The following is an 18,831-nucleotide window of genomic DNA, read 5'->3' as shown; positions in this document are numbered from 1 at the left end:
GGCGCGCTCGTCTCCTCTGGTCGGTCGACGTGGACCGACGGTCGCTCCGGCCGGCTCCCCGCAGCGCCGACGTCGCCCGCGAGTCGTGGGCGGACCACTCGGCCGTACACAGGGTTGTCCACAGTGTTCTCCACGAGTCGCGGATCGTGCTCGTGCCCGGTCCCGCCAGGTGATCACGGGCCGCGCGCCCATGGATCAACCCACTGTAATTGCTCGCGGCGCGTCGGACGCAACCGGAGTTGTCCCCAATGTGGAGAATGAGCGGTTGGTCCCGTTCGTTTGACCCACGGCCCGTCCTCACGTACCGTTGAACGGTTGACTGCGGCCAATCGGTCGCGCCCAGAGCGTCCGTTCCCATCGCGTCAACGGACCCAACGTGACCGGACCGCCGCGAGCGTCCGTGTGGAGACGAGATCATGAGCAAGCGCACCTTCCAGCCGAACAACCGCCGCCGCGCCAAGAAGCACGGCTTCCGCGCTCGTATGCGGACCCGCGCCGGCCGTTCCATCCTGGCCGCCCGCCGCAGCAAGGGCCGCACCGAGCTCTCGGCCTAACCCCCGGGGTTGTTGGCCCGAGCCAACCGGATCGTCCGAGGTGACGACTACCGAACCGTCGTGCGTCGTGGTCGCAGGAGCGCCACGGCGCACGCCGTCGTATCGGTGGTCGTCCGTGCCGATGCCGATCCCACCCGGTTCGGGTTCATCGTCTCGAAGGCGGTGGGGAACGCGGTGACCCGGAACCTCGTCCGCCGCAGGCTCAAGGCCATCGCCCACGAACTCGTCGTCGATCACCCTTCGGGGCTGGATGTGGTCGTTCGCGCACTGCCAGCCGCCGCGCAGGCCGGCTGGCCTACCCTCATCGCAGATGTCAGGCAGTGCTTCAGTCGGAGCACGAGCCAGAGCAAGGGTGTGAACAAGGCATGAGACGAGCACTGTCGGCCGTCGCGTTGCTCCCGCGCAACGTGTGCGTGGTGGTGCTGCGCGCGTACCGCGCGGTCGTCTCCCCGCTGTACGGCGAGGTCTGCCGGTACCACCCGTCGTGCTCGCGGTACGCACTCGAGGCCATCCAGCAGTACGGCGTCGTCGTCGGCTCCAGCATGGGCGCCTGGCGTATCGCCCGGTGCAATCCGTGGGCGTCCGGTGGCATCGACGACGTCCGGCCTCGGACCGCGCCCTACCCCGTGACTCGCTTCGGGTTCGTGCTCCCCCGCCCAGCCGGCGACACCCGCGCGCTCGGCACCCGCCGGCTCGACGGCACCCCCGTCCTGGAGACCCGCCCCGTGGACGGCACCCACCGTTCGGCCCCGCAGGCCGCCCCGACCTCCCGGCGTCGCCGGTTGACACCGCACCCCCGAAAGGCGTGACCGCTTCTCATGGAGTTCCTCGAAAACACGATCCTCTGGCCACTCAAATGGGTGGTCTCCGCGATCCTCGTCGGTTTCCATTCGTTGTTCGCGGCCATCGGCATGGACCCGAACGCCGGGATCACCTGGGTGATCTCGATCATCGGTCTGACCCTCGTGGTGCGGGCGGCGCTGATCCCGATCTTCGTCCGGCAGATCAAGAGCCAGCGGCGGATGCTCGAGGTCGCGCCGCAGCTCAAGAAGATCCAGGACAAGTACAAGGGCAAGAAGGACCAGTTCTCGCGTGAGGCCATGTCCCGCGAGACGATGGCGCTGTACAAGGAGACCGGGACGAACCCGCTGAGCTCCTGCCTGCCGCTCATCATCCAGATGCCGGTGTTCCTGAGCCTGTACTCGACGCTCCACACCGCTCAGATCGACAAGACCGGTATCGGCCTGCTGACCACGCCACTAGCCCATTCGTTCGGTGTCGCGAAGCTGTTCGGCGCTCCCCTGCACGAGACGTTCCTCAGCGCCACGGGCTGGGAGGTCCGCCTCATCGCCGCCGCGATGGTCATCATCATGACCGTCTCGCAGTTCGTCACGCAGCTGCAGATCGTGGCCAAGAACATGTCGCCGGAGACCAAGGCGAGCCCGATGTACCGGCAGCAGCGGATGATGCTCTACGTCCTCCCGCTCGTGTTCGTGTTCTCGGGTCTGAGCTTCCCGCTCGGCGTCATGTTCTACTGGCTCGCCTCGAACGTCTGGACGATGGGGCAGCAGTACGTCGTGATCCGGCGCATGCCGACGCCGGGGTCCGAGGCGGCGCTCGCCCGTGAAGCCCGGCTCGCCCGGAAAGCGCAGCGACGTGGCGCGACCGCCGGTGGCGCTCTCGCCGCCGTGAACGACATCCGCGTGACCGAGATCGAGCGTCCTCGCCCGACGACCCAGCGGCAGCAGCCGGTGGGCAAGAACCGCGCCAAGAAGAACGGGAAGAAGTCGTGACCGACGACGAGCTGCTGACCGAGGACGCGCCCGTGTCCGACGAGCCGACCACCGAGGCACCGGTCGACGACGTGGAGGGCGTCGACGACGAGGTCCGTGATGAGGGCGACATCGCTGCCGACTACATCGAGGAACTGCTCGACATCTGCGATCTCGACGGTGACATCGAGATCGAGGAGCGCGGCGGCCGCGTCTACCTCTCGGTGACCGATCAGGGTGGCGCGCTCCGGGTGCTCTCGAAGCCCGACACGGTGTCGGCGCTGCAGGAACTCACCAGGATCGCCGTACAGGCCGAGACCGGCGAATTCAGCCGTCTGATCCTCGACGTCGGTGGTTCGCGGGATGCTCGGGCGTCGGAGCTCGGTCGCCTCGTGGACACGGCCATCGAGCGGATCGAGGCCGGGTCCCCGAGCGCGGCGCTCCCGCCGATGTCGTCGTACGAGCGCAAGCTCGTGCACGATCTCGTGGCCGAGCGCGGCTTCCACTCGGAGTCCGAGGGCGAGGGCCGCGACCGGCACACGGTCGTCACGCGCTGACGTGGCTGACAGCACGGACGAGCGTTCCGCGTCTGGTGAGGGCGACGTGGAGATCGCCGTGACCGAGAGGTTGCCGGTCGAGCCAGAGCCCGACGCTGCTGCGGCGGTGTTCGGCGACCACCTCGAGCAGGTCCGGTCCTTCACGCAGGAACTCGCGCGACGTGGCGAGGAGCTCGGGTTGATCGGACCCCTGGAACTCCCACGGCTCTGGACGCGACATATCCTCAACTCGGGTGTGGTCGGACCGCTGCTCCTCGATGGAGCGAAGGTCGGTGACGTCGGATCGGGTGCGGGACTGCCGGGCCTCGTGCTCGCCATCATGCGGCCTGACGTCGAGATGACCCTCATCGAGCCGATGGAGCGGCGCGTCGAGTGGTTGCGTGGTGAAGCGGACCGGCTCGGGCTGCAGAACGTGCGGGTGCTGCGCGCCCGAGCCGAGGACGTCGCGGATGACATCGTGCTCGATCAGGTGACGGCCCGCGCTGTCAGCGCCCTGAGCAAGCTCATCCCGATCACCGTTCCACTCGTCCGCTCGGGCGGCCAGTTGCTGCTCATGAAGGGGGCCCGGGTCGATGCCGAAGTCGATGCGGCACGGAAGGTGATTCTCCGGAAGCGCCTGACGGACGTCGAGGTCATCGAGCTCGGTGCGGGCGTGGTGGAGGAAACGACCCGGGTCTTCCGGGCTACAGTTGACTGACGTTCCCGTGCGGAGTGTCTGGTTGAGCATCGGACGACTGCTCGCCGCAGCCGCACCAACGTTTCACGTGGAACATCGAGGCGGGGAAGTGCATTCGTGAGTTCATCTACTGACTTCGACGCGACCACGCCACTCGCGCGCGAGATCGCCGACCTCAATCGGCGGCGACGCGCGCTCGCGACGCAGCAGTTCCCCTTGCCCGAGCAGACGCGCGTGTTCACCGTGTCGAACCAGAAGGGCGGCGTCGGCAAGACGACAACGACCGTCAATCTCGCGGCCGCGCTGGCCCGTGGCGGCGCTCGCGTGCTCGTCATCGACCTCGACCCGCAGGGGAATGCGTCGACGGCGCTTGGCGTGGACCACCGCGCGGAGGTCGCCAGCATCTACGACGTGATCGTGGATGAAGCGCCACTCGCCGGCACCATGCAGCAGAGCCCTGAGTCGGAGAACCTGTTCTGCGTGCCGGCGACCATCCACCTGGCGGGCGCAGAGATCGAGCTGGTGTCCCTCGTGGCGCGTGAACAGCGCCTCCGGACCGCGCTGCAGCAGTTCCTCGACGGCGTCGACGAGCCGTTCCACTACGTGTTCGTCGACTGTCCGCCGTCGCTGGGTCTGCTGACGATCAACGCGTTCGTGGCGGCCCGTGAGGTGCTCATCCCGATCCAGTGTGAGTACTACGCGCTCGAGGGGCTGAGCCAGCTGCTCCGGAACATCGAGCTGATCGAGCGGCATCTCAACCCGGCGCTGCGGGTGTCAACGATCCTGCTGACCATGTACGACGGCCGGACCAATCTGGCGAACCAGGTCGCGACGGAGGTCCGCGAGCACTTCGGCGACCAGGTCCTCGCCACGCTGATCCCCCGCTCCGTGCGCATCAGTGAAGCTCCGAGCTACGGGCAGAGCGTCGTCAGCTATGACACGAATTCACCAGGGTCGCTCTCGTACTTCGAGGCGGCCGCAGAGATCGCAGCACGAGGAGCGCAGCACTGATGGCACCGAAGCGGACGGGACTCGGCAAGGGCATTGGCGCGCTCATCCCGACGAGCCCCGAGCAACAGGAGCGTCCGGTCGACGTCTTCTTCCCCACGAACACGAGTCCTGCGACCAGGGACCCCGCGAGGACCCCGACGGATGCCGTCGCTGCGATCCTTGCCGACGGAGCGTCGCCGAACAGCGTCGGCCAGACCGCCGATGACCTGGTTGCCGTGCCCGGCGCTCGCCTGGCCAATCTCAACCCCCTGGACATCGTGCCGAACGCCCAGCAGCCGCGCTCGGAGTTCCGCGAGGAAGAGCTCCAGGAGTTGGTCCACTCGATCCGCGAGATCGGCGTCCTGCAACCGATCGTCGTTCGTCCCATCGCGGGCGCGACCGGAACCGAGCCGCGGTACGAGCTCATCATGGGTGAGCGACGGCTGCGGGCCACGAAGGAGCTCGGCCTCGGCACCATCCCGGCAATCATCAAGGAGACGCCTGATGACGCGATGCTGCGCGACGCGCTCCTCGAGAACCTGCACCGTGCGAACCTCAACCCGCTCGAGGAGGCATCGGCCTACCAGCAGCTCCTGGCGGACTTCGGGATCACGCAGGAGCAGCTCGCCGCACGTATCGGGCGTTCGCGGCCACAGATCACGAACACCATCCGCCTGCTCCGGCTGCCGTCACCGGTGCAGCGGCGCGTCGCAGCCGGTGTCCTGAGCGCTGGCCATGCTCGCGCGATCCTCTCGGCACCCGATGCAGAGGCGATGGAGTACCTCGCCGAGAAGATCGTGAACGAGGACCTCTCTGTCCGGGCCGCTGAGGCAGCCGCAGCAGCACTCTCGGCCAAGACGCCCTCGGTGCGGCCGCGGACGGAGCCGTCCAAGCGGCAAGCCCATCTCAATGACCTCGCGGGACGCCTCGGTGACCGCCTCAACACGCGCGTGAAGATCCAGTTGGGGTCGCGCAAGGGCACGCTGAGCATCGACTTCGCTACGATCGAGGATCTCAATCGGATCCTCGAGGACCTGCGGAACGAGGCAGTCGCCGACGGGGCGTCCTGACGTTTCACGTGGAACATCGTGGGGCGCGTCCGCAGGTGGCGTCCGAAGGGCGTCTGCGGCGCTGACCACGATCAGCACGATGCGTGGCTCGTGCCCTGATCGTGAATCCTGCGCACGCCGTCCTTGAACCAGTCGAGCCGCTGGTGCGACCGATCCGGTGTGGCGTCGCGTGCGCTGATGGTGGTGCGGCGGCCGGGGTCGAGAGACCGGCGTGGCGGTCATGTTCCACGTGAAACCACGGCCGCCCTCCTGCTGGTCGCGCCGCAGCCGGTGCGCGTGACGAAGCGGCGTTGCGCGCGGACCGCGAACAAAGCGCGAAGCGATGCAGGCGGAGGATGACTTGACGGCCGTCGCGAGGATGGAACTGCGAGCACTGGGGATCGGGCCCCCCGCAGATGACAACGCCACGGTACGACGAGCGGCTTGGCTTGCAGTGTCTCGACCACGACGGACGGCAGGCCGGAGATCGCTGCAGGAGGTTGACCGCGGCGCTGGTGGCTCACGCTCGGATGAGCGCGGGGGATCGCGCCGGGACGTTGATCGGGTCCGCCAGGATGGCAGCGAGACGGGCGGCGGTTGGGCCGTCAGGTGGGCGGCGAGTCGGGTGACGCGTGAGGCGGAGCGCGAGGCGCCGGATGGTCGGCGATCCGGGCTGCCATCCGGGCGGCGCGTGAGGCGACCACGATGGGTGATCCTCGCCGCCACCGGGGGTGTAAGCGGCCGTCGCGAGGCCGGGTGCGCGGATCGTGATCAGCGCGCCTCGTCGCCGGAGTGGGCGGTCCTCGGCAGCCGGGCGGCGACCAGGCTGCGCTCGGTGGAAGCGGAGCCGAGCTGCCGCAGCGCACGATCGCACAGTCGTGTCCCGGCGTTCTCGGTCTGCTGTTGATCGGCCGCCACGCAGAAGGCCCTGCCGCTGGGCACCGAATGCGCCGATCAGCTTGCTCCTCGGCGGACGACTGTGGCGCCCGGCTGCACACCGATCAGGGCGACGGGTGGCTAACTCCAGCCGTCCCGCTCACCCTCGCCACGCCACAGAGCCGGGTCGTCTCCAGCCGCGGCTGGAGCAGCCGAATGTTTCACGTGGAACGCGCGTGCACCGCGCTGCCCGGGACGGGGCTGGTCCCCTGTGAGACCGACGGCCGCTACCGGCGATGGTCGCGGATGGCCTGCTCGGCGAGTTCGGCGTAGACCCACCCGAGATCATGACCGGAGGCCAGGAGGGCCTGCGGCACGAGCGACGTTTCGGTGAGTCCGGGAAGGACGTTCACCTCGAGGAACCACGGTGTCTCAACCGCGTCGACGATCATGTCGACGCGCGAGATGTGCCGGAGGCCGAGCGCGACGTGTGCGGCGACTGCTGCGTCGGCCGCCGCCGTTGCGGCTGCGGCCGACAAGCGCGCCGGGGTGTAGAAGGTCGTCTCACCAGCGTTGTACCGCGCCTCGTACCCGTACACGCCGGATCGCGGGACGATCTCGACGGGAGCGAGGGGCACCGGGCCATCACCGGTGTCGACCACCCCGACGGCGATCTCGGTCCCGGTGATGAGCTGCTCGACGATGACGTCGTCGCAGTAGGTGTACGCCGTGACCATCGCTCGCGGCAGATCGGCCGTGTCGTGGACCAGGGTGACGCCCTGCGCGCTGCCACCGCGGGCGGGCTTGACCACGAGGGGGATCGGGTGCTCGTCCGCGATGGCCGCGAGCACGCTGACGGCGCCGAGTTCGCGGAAGACGTCGTGCGACAGGGTGACCGATCGCGGCGTGCGGACGCCCGCCCGCGCGGCGAGTGCCGACGCGGTCGGTTTGTCCCAGGCGAGGCGAGCCGAGGTGGCGTGTGAGCCGACGAACGGCACGTCGAGCGCCTCGAGGATGCCGCGGAGCGCGCCGTCCTCACCACTGGCGCCGTGGAGCGCGGGCCAGACGACGTCGGGCTGGAGCTCGCGCAGCGCGGGGAGCAGCGTCGCGTCGGCGTCCCGGAGATCGACCTGCCAGCCGTAGCCGATGAGCGAGTCAGCCACGCGTCGTCCGGAACGGAGCGAGATGTCCCGCTCGTGCGAGATGCCCCCCGCGACGACGACGACGTGACGACGGGCGAACTCCACCATGATGCGTTCCTCGAGTGCGGCCGCGCGGCGCGTGGCGTGATGAATCCCTGGTCAGGAGCGGTCGGCGAAACGGCGACGCGAGTCAGGACATGTTCGGCGGCGGTGCCGAGACCGTCTGGGCGGCGTCGGGGACCGGCGCCGGCCGGGCGGCGGTGCCGAAGGTCTCGATGAGCTCGAGTTCGTCGTTCACGACGGTCGCGAGCCGCTTCACGCCGGTGCGGATCTGCTCCGGCGTGGGGTAGCAGAAGGACAGACGCATTTGTCCGCCCCCGCGGCCGTCCGCGAAGAACGCGGTACCCGGCGTGTAGGCGACGAGTTCCTTGACCGCGCGGGGCAGCATCGCCTTGGAGTCGAGCTGGTCCGGCAGCGTGAGCCACACGAAGAACCCGCCGTTCGGCGTGGTCCACCGCAGGTCGGGCAGGAACTCGGCGAGGGCGGCGAGCATGGCGTCGCGGCGCTCCGCGTAGAGGCCGCGGAAGGTGGTGATCTGGGCCTTCCAGTCCGCGGCATCGAGGTACGCGTTCACGACGTACTGTCCGAATGAGTTCGGCGCGAGCACGGCGGATTCGTTCGCGAGCACGAGCTTCTCGCGGATGGCGTGCGGCGCGAGGGCCCACCCGACACGGAATCCCGGGGCGAGGGTCTTCGAGAAGGAGCCGAGGTACACGATGCCGTCCTCGTCGATCGAGCGGATGGCCTGCGGCGCCGGCTCGTCGAACCAGAGGAGACCGTAGGGGTTGTCCTCGAGCACGAGGATCTGGTTCGACCGGCAGATGTCGAGGATCTCGATGCGGCGTTCGCGGCTCATCGTGACGCCCGCGGGGTTGTGGAAGTTCGGGATGGTGTACAGGAACTTCATGCGCTTGCCGGCGGCCCTGAGGCGGGCGATGGTCTCGCGCAGGGCCTCGGGGACCAGGCCCTGGTCGTCCATGGCCACGTGCACGGTCTCGGCCTGGTACGAGCGGAACACACCGATCGCACCGACGTACGACGGCGACTCCGCCAGGACGACGTCGCCCGGATCGATGAACAGCCGCGTGACGAGGTCGAGGGCGTGCTGCGAACCCGTGGTGACGACGACGTCCTCAGCGCTCGCACGGACGCCCTCGAGCGCCATGATGTCGACGATGTGCTCACGGAGGGTCCGGAGACCCTGGCCGCCGCCGTACTGCAGCGCCATGGCGGCGTCGTGCTCCATGACCCGGTCGATGGACCCGGTGACGAGCTCGCGGGGGAGCGCGGACACGAACGGCATGCCGCCGGCCAGGGAGACGACCTCGGGGCGGGATGCGACGGCGAACAGTGCTCGGACCTCGGATGCGCTCAGCCCTGCGGTGCGCTGGGCGTAGGAGTCGTACCACGGGTCGAGGCTGGTTCCCCGGTCGGTCATCGCATGGTCTCCGATCACTCGGGCGCCGATCGCGGACGCCGACGCCGACGCCGACGGACGGCGTTCCGGCCACGATACGGCATGCCCGTGGACGCCCGTCGGTCCCCGCGCAGGCCAGTTCCGGACGCGTGGCTCCGCGTGGACGACGGAAGCCCCGCCTCCCGGATCGGGAGACGGGGCTTCGGGAGCCGTCGGGGCTGGTGTCAGACCAGGAACTCGGCCAGGTCGGCCTCGAGCGCCGGCTTCGGCTTCGCACCGATCACGGTCTTGACGACCTCACCGCCACGGAAGACCTTCATCGCGGGGATCGAGGTGATCTGGTACTGCATGGCGGACTGGGGGTTCTCGTCCACGTTGAGCTTGACGATCTCGATCTTGTCGCTGTGCTCCGACGCGATCTGGTCGAGGATCGGGGAGACCGCACGACACGGCCCGCACCACTCGGCCCAGAAGTCGACGAGGATCGTCTTGTCGGACTGCAGCACGTCGCTCGAGAACGACGCGTCGGTCACTGCCTTGGCGTTGGACATGGTTCCTGCTTCCTTGGGTTGGTCGTTGTGGACAACATCGACGTCCGTGTCGCTATTCCGTTGGACGGGAGGCACGGCGCGGCCGGGCGCGACCGCTCAGCTCCCGACCGTGGCCGGCTCGACCGGCGAGATCGTGACGGGCTCGACCGGGACCGGACCGTCCGCCAGGGCGGCGAGCTCGGGCTCGAGGTCGGCGAGGAACTTCTCGGCGTCGAGGGCCGCCACCGTGCCGGAACCGGCCGCGGTGATCGCCTGCCGGTAGGTCGGGTCGATGACGTCACCGGCCGCGAAGACGCCGGACAGGTTCGTGCGCGACGAGCGTCCGTCGACGGCGATGGTGCCCTCGGGGGCGAGGTCGACCTGGCCGTGGATGAGGTGCGTACGCGGGTCGTTGCCGATCGCGATGAACAGACCGTCGAGGGGCAGCTGCGACTCCTCGCCGGTGGTGGTGTCGCGGAGCGTGACGCCCTCGACCGAGGTCTCACCGTGGATGGCGACGACCTCCTTGTTCCACGCGAACGCGATCTTCGGGTCGTTGAACGCGCGGTCCTGCATGATCTTCGACGCGCGCAGGACGTCCTTGCGGTGGATCACCGTCACCGTGTCGGCGAAGCGGGTGAGGAACGTGGCTTCCTCCATCGCGGAGTCACCACCGCCGACGACGGCGATGTTCTTCTGGCGGAAGAAGAAGCCGTCGCAGGTCGCGCACCACGACACGCCGTGGCCCGACAGGCGCTGCTCGTCCGGGAGGCCCAGGTTGCGGTAGGCGGAGCCGGTCGCGTAGATCACGGCGAGCGACTCGTAGGTCTGGCCGCCACCGACGGTGACCTTCTTGACGTCGCCGGTGAGGTCGACGGACACGGCGTCGTCGTACAGGATCTCCGCGCCGAACTTCTCGGCCTGCTCCTGCATCTTCATCATGAGGTCGGGGCCTTGGATGCCCTCCGGGAAGCCGGGGAAGTTCTCGACCTCGGTGGTCTTGGTGAGCTCGCCGCCGGTCTCGACGCTGGACGCGACCACGAGGGGCTTCAGCTCGGCGCGCGCGCTGTAGATCGCGGCCGTCAGCGCGGCGGGACCGGAGCCGATGATGATGAGCTGGCGCATGCCTGGTGCCCTTTCGTCGTGGACGTCCTGGAGGACCGGACCGGTGCCTCCCGGTCCGATCGGATCAACACATGGTACCGGCGGCGCATTCCGCCGTTCGGCCCGCGTTCAGCGTCCGAGACGGGCCCGGAGGAGGCCCACCGCGCTGCGGATCTCGCCGTTGCGCGTGAGGACGAGCACGGCCACGTACACGACCACCATGGCGGCCGCGGTGAGTGCGAGGGTGATGAGCGCACTCGTGACGTCCGTCATCGCGAACCCGCCGGCTCGGAACGCCCCGAAGAACGCGGCGACGGCGACCCCGGCGGCCCCGGCGACGATCGCGGCGACGAGGAACTGCACGTGCGAGCGCGTCACGGCGCCGCCCTCGATGCCGGCGAGGCGTCGGCGGACGATGACGAGCGCGACGACGGTCTGGGCGCTGCCGGCGAGGGTGGTCGTGATCGCGACGCCGACGCCGATGGCCGAGCCGGGCAGGGCCGCGACGGCGTAGGCGCCGATGACGAACAGCCCGGACTGCACGAGCTGCATGAAGAACGGCGTGCGGTGGTCGTGGAGGGCCCAGAACACCCGCTGGATGATGAACAACATGCTGAACAGCACCAGGCCGGGCATGTAGGCGACGAGCACGAAGGCCATCGACCGGACGTCCGTGAAGGCGTGCTCGTAGATCCGGGCGAACGGGAACGCCAGGACGATGAGGGCGACCGACGCGAACACGGTGAACAGACCGACGATCCGGAGCGACTGCGACAGGTTCCGGCGGACCGCGGCGATGTCACCCCGTTCCGCGTCGTGGCTCATCCGCGTGAAGTAGGCGGTGGCGATCGACACGGTGATGATCGAGTGCGGCAGCATGAACAGCAGCCACGAGTTCTGCAGCGTCGCGTTGCCCGCGCCCGTGCCGAGGGACGCCACCCGCGACTGCACGATGCCCGCGAGCTGCGTCACCAGGATCATGAGGAACAGCCAGCCGGCCGCGGTGCCCGTCGCCTTGAGCCCCACCCCGCGCCACCGGAAGTCGGGACGGAACCCGAGGCCGGCCCGACGCCAGAAGAGCAGCAGGAACGCCGCCTGCACCGCGACGCCCAGAGTGGCGCTCCCCGCGAGCACGGCGATCTTCGTCGGCGTCCAGTCGCCTGCGTCGCTGTTGAACCCGCGCGTGCCGAAGAGGGCGATGAACACGACGAGCCCGGCGATCGCGATGACGTTGTTGAGGAGCGGCGCCCACGTGAAGGGCCCGAACACCTGGCGGGCGTTGAGGACCTCGCCGAGCAGCGAGTACAGCGCGTAGAAGAGGATCTGCGGCAGGCACCAGAACGCGAACGCGACCGCCAGTGCGGTGGTGTCGTCCGCGAAGCCCTTGCCGCCGCTGCCCGCGGACTGGCTGTACAGGTGGACGAGCAGGGGCGCGATCGCGGTGGCGACGACGGTGACGCCGAGGAACACGATGCCGCCGAGCGTGACGATCCGGTTAATGTACGCCTGACCGCCGTCGGCGTGCTGCTTCATCGAGCGGACGATCTGCGGGATGAGGACCGCGCTGAGCAGGCCGCCCGCGATGAGCGCGTAGATGTTGTTCGGCAGCTGGTTCGAGACGGCGAAGGCGTTGGCGGCGGCGCTACCGGACTGGCCGATCGCGGCCGCGAGGACGAACGTCTTGGCGAACCCGAGGACGCGCGACACCATCGTGCCGATCGCGAGCAGGGCGCTGGCCCGGCCGAGGCCGCGTTCCGCCGGGGCGGTCGGGGTCGCGCCGCCGGTCGGGGTCGCGCCGCCGGTCGGAGCCGCGCCGCCGATCGCGCCCGCTGCCGCGATCGCGCCCGCTGCCGCGACCGCGCCCGCCCCGACGGCCGCGTCCGTCGTGCCCGGGGTGCCGGCGGTGGGTGCCGCGGCACCGATGGGGGTCCCGGCGAGTGGAGCCGTGCCTCCCGGCCGAGCGGTCTGGAGGTCGTCGGTCACGTCGTTCCGTTCTCGTGCTCCCGTCGGGCGTGCAGCGGCGACGGCGGCGGGTGCGGCGACGGCTGCGGGGGCGGCGACGGCCGTGGATGCGGTGGCCGCCGGGGCGGCGGCCGACGCGGCCACCGGCTGGTCGTCGAGCGGACGGTTGGGGTCGTCGTCGTCCTCAGGAGGCGCGCCACCGGACCGGCGACGGAGGCGTCGGCGGATGTTGCGCAGGATCCCGAGGCCGAAGATCACCACGACCGCGGCTCCGGCGAGGCCGGTGATGATGGTCTCCCACTGGGCCTGCACGTTGATCTCGACCGCGCTCGGCTGCGCGACGCGCGTCCCGGTGGAGCTCGTCAGGCTGAGCTGGAGCTGCACCTTGCCGTTCGCGACGGACTGCACGGGGAACGTGATGCGCGACTGCGACTCGGGCTGGACGGTGACCTGGAGCGCGTTCTTCTCGACCCGGAGGAACGAGTTCGACGGCGTGACCGTCAGGTAGACGGTCACGGGGAACTCGGACTTGTTGCGGACGGAGATCGGCAGGGACGACCGGTCGCCGAGCAGGGTGATGGAGCTCGAGTCGACGATCCCGACCGAGTCGACGACGGCGTTCGCCCGTTTCACCCGGACGGCCACGGCACGCTGCAGTCCCGCGAGGTCGGTCGTCCACGCGGTCGAGGCGAGGGCGAGCGTGTGGAGCCGGGTCGGCGCCGTGAGGTCGGTGGGGGTGGTCAGCGCGGTCGAGAACGCGGTGACGGCACTCTCGGACTGGACGAGCTGGCGGAGTTGCGCGAGGCGGTCGTCGGGCTCGGCGTGGTTGCTCACCGAGACGCTCGTCGGCGCGGTGCCGATGGTCGTCGAGAGGTCCGTGGGCGAGACCCACGGCATCGACTCGAGCGCGTCGAGCGTGTCGGACATGCGGGTCGGGTCGGTCGGCCATGAACGGTCGAACGTCAGGAGGATCGGAGCGGAGGTGCTCGCCTGGCGCGTCGTCGTCGCGAGGGTGGCGGTGAGCGCCGCCATCGCGCTCTGCCACGACGCCTGATCGGGTGCGTCCGCGGCGTCGTCGAGGAGCGCGCTCAGCCGTTCGTCGGACACGAGGAGGTCGGCGGTCCCGGCCTTGGCGGAGGCGGCGACCGTGGTGTCCGCGCCGGCCGTGGTGTTCCCGTTCGCGACGATGGTGTGCTGGTAACCCCCCTTGGCGAGTACCGGGAGGTCGTCCGAGGTGACGGTGTCCTCGTCCGGCCAGGCGATCGAGGGCAGCGTGTACGGGAAGTCGAGCAGGGTCTGCATCGTCGGCAGCGTGGGCGCGGCGGGCGTGGGCTCGCCTTCCGGCTGGCCCGTGCCGGGCGCCGGGGTTGTGTCGGTGCCGGCGGTCGTTCCGGTTCCGGCCGCCGTTCCGGTCTCGCCCCCGGTGCTGGTTCCGGCGCCGGCGCTCGTCCCCGTGCCTCCACCGGCCGACGTGGACGGGCCCGCACCGGCGGTCGGCGTCGCGCTCGCGGCGGCCGCGCCGGCGCCGCTCGCACCGTCCGTCGTCCCGGTCGCGGTGGCCGTCGGTGTCGGGGTGACCGCTCCGGGGAAGTGCCGTGGGTCGACGTCCTGGTCGAACGAGATCGGCGTGAAGACGCCCGGCGCCCCCGCCTGCCGGAGGCCCGTCAGGTCGGCGTCGGCGTAGGGGAGCGCGAACGTCTCGTTCCGGGCGGCGGTCAGACGGTCGAGCCAGGCCACCGCGGACTCGGGAGCGTCCTGGCCCAGGAGCCGGATCGAGACGATAATCCGCGGGTCGATGCCGATCGCGACGTTGTGGTCGATGGCGGCGTCGAGCTGCGCCGTGAGCGTGCCGTCGACGGCGGTGTCCGCGGCGAGCTCGGACGCCGACAGCGTGGTCGACGTCGTCGCGGGCACGGTGATCGGCATCACGACGGAGACGTCCGTGGGCTGCTGCGTCAGCGACGGGTACCAGGTGATGGCCGAACGGCCGACGACGTCGACCGAGCCCGACGCGTACGAGACCGCGAGGCGGCGCGCGCCGAACGAGTAGCCGTCGAGGCCGACCGTGGCCGACGGGATGGTGATGTCGGTCATCGTGACCGTGTGGTGCGCGGGGACCACCGGGACGTCGAAACTCGTCAGGTAGGAGCCGAGGTAACCGTCTGAGCTGGTGTCCTCGAGCCAGTCCTCGAGGTCGGACCGGTCCCCGGTCACGCTCCGCGACAGGGAGACGTCCGCGGTGGTCGCGGCGAGATCCGTGTCGGTGCCGTTCGTCACGGTGACCGTCAGGGTGAGGTCCTGGTCCTGCTTGAGCACACCCTGGTCCGTCGCCGCCACCGACAGGGAGGCCGTGGTCGCCGTGGTGGGCGCCGCTGCGTTCTTCTGCGCGGGGTGGGTGGGCGCGGGGGTCGCGGTGCTGGCGTTCGTGCCGGTGGGACCGGGGGTCGCGACCGCGCGCGCATTGCTCGTGGCCGACGCGGCGTGGCTGCTGCTGACCGCTGCATGGCTGCTGCTCGCCGCCTCCGCGACTCCGGGCGCGCCGACGACGCCGAGGGCGACCAGCGCGGTCACCGCGGCGGCGAGTGGCGTTCGGAGGATGTGCATGGAAGAGGCGCCCGGGACCGTCCGGGCCTCGGACGAGTGTAGGAGGCCCAGCCGGAGACGCAGCCGAGGAGGCACGGCACGGCCGGGTTCTGGGATGATCGACGGGTCATGCCCTCCGTCGCACACGCCGTGGAACGCCTCGGTCACCTCGCCGAGTCCGCACCCGTCGCCACCCTGGCCGCCGCCTTCGCCGAGGCCGGCCACGAACTCGCGCTCGTCGGCGGTCCCGTCCGCGACGCCTTCCTCGGCCGGCCTGTGACCGACCTCGACTTCACGACGGACGCCCGGCCCGACGAGATCCTCCGGATCGTGGAACCGATCGCGAGCGCGACCTGGGACGTCGGGCGACAGTTCGGCACCATCGCGGCCCGCGTGCGTGGCGAGCAGGTCGAGATCACGACGTACCGCAGCGACGTGTACGACGGCGAGACCCGGAAGCCCGAGGTCGAGTTCGGATCGGCCATCACCGAGGACCTGGTCCGCCGGGACTTCACCGTCAACGCGATGGCCCTGCGACTCCCCCAGCGCGAGCTCGTCGACGTGGCCGACGGCGTCGAGGACCTGCTCGCCGGTCGATTGCGCACCCCGCAGAGCGCCGTCGTGTCCTTCCGCGACGACCCGCTCCGCATGATGCGTGCGGCACGGTTCACGGGCCAGCTCGGGTTCACCGTGAGCGACGACGTCCGCGCCGCGATGACCGAGCTCGCCGGCTCGATCGCGATCGTCTCCGCCGAGCGCGTGCGCGACGAGTTCGTCAAGCTGCTCGCCACGGACGACCCCGTGCCCGGGTTGCGCCTCCTCGTCGACACGGGCATCGCCGAGCGGGTGCTGCCGGAACTCCCGGCGATGCAGCTCGAGATCGACGAGCACCACCACCACAAGGACGTCTACGAGCACTCGCTCACCGTGCTCACGCAGGCGATCGGCTACGAGCACGAACGGCACGCCGGCGACGCGCCCGACATCGTCCTCCGCGTCGCCGCATTGCTCCACGACATCGGCAAGCCGGCCACCCGCCGCCTGGAGCCCGGCGGCGTCGTGAGCTTCCACCACCACGACCTCGTCGGTGCCAAGCTCGCCCGCAAGCGGCTCCGCGCGCTGCGGTTCGACAACGAGACCGTCGCCGCCGTCACGAAGCTCATCGAGCTGCACCTGCGGTTCTTCGGCTACACGGACGGCGCGTGGACGGACTCGGCCGTGCGCCGCTACGTCCGCGACGCCGGCGACCAGCTCGAGCGGCTCCACGAGCTCACCCGCTCGGACGTCACGACGCGCAACCGCCGCAAGGCCGACCGGCTCGGGTTCGCGTACGACGACCTGGAGGACCGGATCGCCGCCCTGCGCGACCGGGAGGAACTCGACGCCATGCGTCCCGACCTGACGGGCGACGACATCATGCGGATCCTCGGCATCCGCCCCGGGCGCGAGGTCGGCGAGGCCTACCGGTTCCTGCTCGAGGCCCGCATGGACGAGGGGCCCCTCGGACCCGACGAGGCGGAGCGTCGCCTGCGCGCCTGGTGGGCCGAGCGGGGCTGATCCGCACCACCCGACCACGGTGCGGGCGTTCGGGCTGGGGAGAACGCTTGCCGGGCCTCCCGGCCGTCGGCTAGTCTTGTCAGGTTGTGCCCACCGCCTTCGTGGTGGTCGCACACATGCATCAACCCTCCTGCTCCGGAAAGACCGGAGCCGTTCTAGACCAAGGGAGGTGGGTTCCGCATGCACCAGTACGAACTGATGGTCATCCTCGACCCCGAGATCGACGAGCGCACGGTCGCTCCGTCGCTCGACCGGTTCCTCGCAGTCATCCGCAACGACGGTGGCACCGTCGACAACGTGGACGTCTGGGGCCGTCGTCGTCTCGCGTACGAGATCAACAAGAAGTCCGAGGGCATCTACGCCGTCGTCAACATGACGGCGAACGCCGACGCCGCCAAGGAACTCGACCGCCAGCTCGGTCTCTCCGAGGCCGTGCTCCGCACCAAGGTCCTCCGCGCCGAGGAAGCGATCGCCCAGGTCGCCGCCGCCAAGAAGCTCTCCGACGAGCGCGCCGCCCGCAAGGCCGCGGCCGCCACGAAGAGCGCCGAGTAGCCCGTGGCCGGCGAGACCGTCATCACGGTGGTGGGCAACCTCACCAGCGATCCCGAGCTGCGGTACACGCAGAACGGCCTCGCGGTGGCGAACTTCACCATCGCGTCGACACCGCGCACGTTCGACCGTCAGGCGAACGAGTGGAAGGACGGCGACGCGCTGTTCCTCCGTGCGAGTGTCTGGCGTGAGTTCGCCGAGCACGTCGCGGGATCGCTGACCAAGGGCTCGCGCGTCATCGCGCAGGGTCGTCTGCGTCAGCGCTCCTACCAGGACCGCGAAGGCCAGCAGCGCACGAGCATCGAGCTCGAGGTCGACGAGATCGGCCCCTCGCTCCGCTACGCGACCGCCCAGGTCACCCGCGCCTCCGGTGGTGGTGGCGGCGGTGGCCGCGGCCAGGTCGGTGGCGGCAACGGTGGCGGTGGCGGCGGCTACAACGGTGGCGCGCAGTCCGACGAACCGTGGTCCCCGCAGGGCAACCAGGGTGGCAACACGTCCTCGTCGGACGTGTGGAACACCCCGGGCGGCACCTACGACGACGAAACCCCGTTCTGATCAGTCGGCTCCCCCGCTGATCCGGAAACAGAACTAGAAGGAATCCCCCAATGGCTGGAAAGAGCAGCGGCGACCGCCGCAAGCCTCGCGGAGGCAAGGGCGGCAAGAACGCCGCCCCCGCGAAGTCGATCAAGGTCGGCGTCATCGACTACAAGGACGTCGCGACCCTGCGCAAGTTCATCTCCGAGCGCGGCAAGATCCGTGCCCGCCGTATCACCGGCGTCTCTGTCCAGGAGCAGCGCCTCATCGCCCGTGCCGTGAAGAACGCCCGCGAGATGGCGCTCCTCCCCTACGCCGGCTCCGGCCGCTGATCGGAGGATCACCCATGTCGAAGCTCATCCTCACCCACGAGGTCTCCGGCCTCGGTTCCGCCGGTGACGTCGTCGACGTCAAGAACGGCTACGCCCGCAACTACCTGATCCCGCAGGGCTTCGCCGTCGCGTGGTCGCGTGGTGGTCAGAAGCAGGTCGAGTCGATCCAGGCCGCCCGCGCCGCGCGCGAGCTCGCCACGATCGAAGAGGCCCAGGACCTCAAGCTCAAGCTGCAGAACGCCGTCGTCACGCTGACCGTCAAGGCCGGCAAGGACGGCCGCCTGTTCGGCTCGGTCCGCCCGGGCGACGTCGCCGACGCCGTGCAGGCGCAGGGCATCGGCTCGCTCGACAAGCGCAAGATCGAGGTCCCCGGGTCGATCAAGTCCGTCGGCGAGCACGAGGCCACGGTCCGGCTCCGCGAGGACATCGTCGCGACCATCGCGCTGAAGGTCGTCGCCGCCAAGTAGTTCCGTCCGGGCCGGCGCTGCCGGTCCGACCGCCGAGGGCGGGTCTCCCAGTCGGGAGGCCCGCCCTTCGTCGTCCCCGCAGCCTCCTCCGGCTTCGCTGCTCTTCGACAGTCCGGCGGT

The 18,831-nt window shown here is 70.0% G+C and carries 18 protein-coding genes; 13 read left to right on the top strand and 5 right to left on the bottom strand.

The window, feature by feature from the left end:
* Positions 1 to 416: 416 nt before the first annotated feature.
* The 8 genes from rpmH to DEI93_RS16110 all read left to right on the top strand — a co-directional run bounded on the left by rpmH (position 417) and on the right by DEI93_RS16110 (position 5,619).
* Positions 417 to 554, top strand: a complete 138-nt coding sequence (gene rpmH, locus DEI93_RS16145; RefSeq protein WP_053546712.1) for a 50S ribosomal protein L34 — start codon at positions 417 to 419, stop codon at positions 552 to 554.
* 9 nt (positions 555 to 563) lie between these two features.
* On the top strand, positions 564 to 923 hold the full coding sequence (gene rnpA / locus DEI93_RS16140; protein WP_111011926.1) for a ribonuclease P protein component: 360 nt from the start codon (positions 564 to 566) through the stop codon (positions 921 to 923).
* Positions 920 to 1,363 (top strand): membrane protein insertion efficiency factor YidD, encoded by a 444-nt coding sequence (gene yidD, locus DEI93_RS16515; protein WP_111119606.1) that lies wholly within the window; start codon positions 920 to 922, stop codon positions 1,361 to 1,363. The genes rnpA and yidD overlap by 4 nt, the downstream gene beginning before the upstream one ends.
* Before the next feature lie 9 nt (positions 1,364 to 1,372).
* Positions 1,373 to 2,347, top strand: a complete 975-nt coding sequence (gene yidC, locus DEI93_RS16130; protein WP_111010778.1) for a membrane protein insertase YidC — start codon at positions 1,373 to 1,375, stop codon at positions 2,345 to 2,347.
* Positions 2,344 to 2,883 carry a Jag family protein gene (locus DEI93_RS16125; RefSeq protein ID WP_375334607.1) on the top strand — a complete coding sequence of 180 codons (540 nt, stop codon included), beginning with the start codon at positions 2,344 to 2,346 and terminating at the stop codon, positions 2,881 to 2,883. Before yidC ends, DEI93_RS16125 begins: the two co-directional genes overlap by 4 nt.
* A gap of 58 nt (positions 2,884 to 2,941) precedes the next feature.
* Positions 2,942 to 3,580 (top strand): 16S rRNA (guanine(527)-N(7))-methyltransferase RsmG, encoded by a 639-nt coding sequence (gene rsmG, locus DEI93_RS16120; protein ID WP_111119650.1) that lies wholly within the window; start codon positions 2,942 to 2,944, stop codon positions 3,578 to 3,580.
* 96 nt (positions 3,581 to 3,676) lie between these two features.
* Positions 3,677 to 4,570 (top strand): ParA family protein, encoded by an 894-nt coding sequence (locus DEI93_RS16115; RefSeq protein ID WP_111119607.1) that lies wholly within the window; start codon positions 3,677 to 3,679, stop codon positions 4,568 to 4,570.
* Positions 4,570 to 5,619 carry a ParB/RepB/Spo0J family partition protein gene (locus DEI93_RS16110; RefSeq protein ID WP_111119608.1) on the top strand — a complete coding sequence of 350 codons (1,050 nt, stop codon included), beginning with the start codon at positions 4,570 to 4,572 and terminating at the stop codon, positions 5,617 to 5,619. The genes DEI93_RS16115 and DEI93_RS16110 overlap by 1 nt, the downstream gene beginning before the upstream one ends.
* 1,142 nt (positions 5,620 to 6,761) lie before the next feature.
* Here the strand turns inward: DEI93_RS16110 and DEI93_RS16105 are convergent.
* From DEI93_RS16105 to murJ, 5 genes are all read right to left on the bottom strand, one after another.
* Complete coding sequence (locus DEI93_RS16105) at positions 6,762 to 7,724, bottom strand: D-alanine--D-alanine ligase family protein (RefSeq protein ID WP_111119609.1); 963 nt, start codon at positions 7,722 to 7,724, stop codon at positions 6,762 to 6,764.
* Between the two features lie 82 nt (positions 7,725 to 7,806).
* The gene (locus tag DEI93_RS16100; protein WP_111119610.1) at positions 7,807 to 9,114 is read right to left on the bottom strand and encodes an aminotransferase-like domain-containing protein; all 1,308 of its coding nucleotides are present in this window, start codon (positions 9,112 to 9,114) and stop codon (positions 7,807 to 7,809) included.
* 203 nt (positions 9,115 to 9,317) lie between these two features.
* On the bottom strand, positions 9,318 to 9,644 hold the full coding sequence (gene trxA, locus DEI93_RS16095; protein ID WP_111010772.1) for a thioredoxin: 327 nt from the start codon (positions 9,642 to 9,644) through the stop codon (positions 9,318 to 9,320).
* A gap of 96 nt (positions 9,645 to 9,740) precedes the next feature.
* Positions 9,741 to 10,748 carry a thioredoxin-disulfide reductase gene (gene trxB / locus DEI93_RS16090; RefSeq protein ID WP_111011922.1) on the bottom strand — a complete coding sequence of 336 codons (1,008 nt, stop codon included), beginning with the start codon at positions 10,746 to 10,748 and terminating at the stop codon, positions 9,741 to 9,743.
* 108 nt (positions 10,749 to 10,856) lie between these two features.
* On the bottom strand, positions 10,857 to 15,293 hold the full coding sequence (gene murJ, locus DEI93_RS16085; protein WP_220037870.1) for a murein biosynthesis integral membrane protein MurJ: 4,437 nt from the start codon (positions 15,291 to 15,293) through the stop codon (positions 10,857 to 10,859).
* Between the two features lie 108 nt (positions 15,294 to 15,401).
* Here murJ and DEI93_RS16080 point away from each other — a divergent pair, with 108 nt between their 5' ends.
* From DEI93_RS16080 to rplI, 5 genes are all read left to right on the top strand, one after another.
* Positions 15,402 to 16,829 carry a CCA tRNA nucleotidyltransferase gene (locus tag DEI93_RS16080; RefSeq protein ID WP_111026520.1) on the top strand — a complete coding sequence of 476 codons (1,428 nt, stop codon included), beginning with the start codon at positions 15,402 to 15,404 and terminating at the stop codon, positions 16,827 to 16,829.
* Positions 16,830 to 17,009: 180 nt separating this feature from the next.
* Positions 17,010 to 17,381 carry a 30S ribosomal protein S6 gene (gene rpsF / locus DEI93_RS16075; protein ID WP_111010769.1) on the top strand — a complete coding sequence of 124 codons (372 nt, stop codon included), beginning with the start codon at positions 17,010 to 17,012 and terminating at the stop codon, positions 17,379 to 17,381.
* 3 nt (positions 17,382 to 17,384) lie between these two features.
* Positions 17,385 to 17,933: a single-stranded DNA-binding protein gene (locus DEI93_RS16070; RefSeq protein ID WP_111010768.1), complete on the top strand. Its 549-nt coding sequence runs from the start codon at positions 17,385 to 17,387 to the stop codon at positions 17,931 to 17,933.
* Between the two features lie 50 nt (positions 17,934 to 17,983).
* On the top strand, positions 17,984 to 18,244 hold the full coding sequence (gene rpsR, locus DEI93_RS16065; protein ID WP_066517360.1) for a 30S ribosomal protein S18: 261 nt from the start codon (positions 17,984 to 17,986) through the stop codon (positions 18,242 to 18,244).
* A 14-nt stretch (positions 18,245 to 18,258) separates the two neighbouring features.
* Positions 18,259 to 18,711, top strand: coding sequence for a 50S ribosomal protein L9 (rplI, locus tag DEI93_RS16060; RefSeq protein ID WP_111010767.1), 453 nt, complete (start codon positions 18,259 to 18,261; stop codon positions 18,709 to 18,711).
* Positions 18,712 to 18,831 lie beyond the last annotated feature (120 nt).

Source organism: Curtobacterium sp. MCBD17_035 (assembly GCF_003234815.2).
Lineage (GTDB): Bacteria > Actinomycetota > Actinomycetes > Actinomycetales > Microbacteriaceae > Curtobacterium.
The sequence above is the reverse complement of the archived record's forward strand: the minus strand, read 5'-3'. Positions and strand labels throughout refer to the sequence as shown.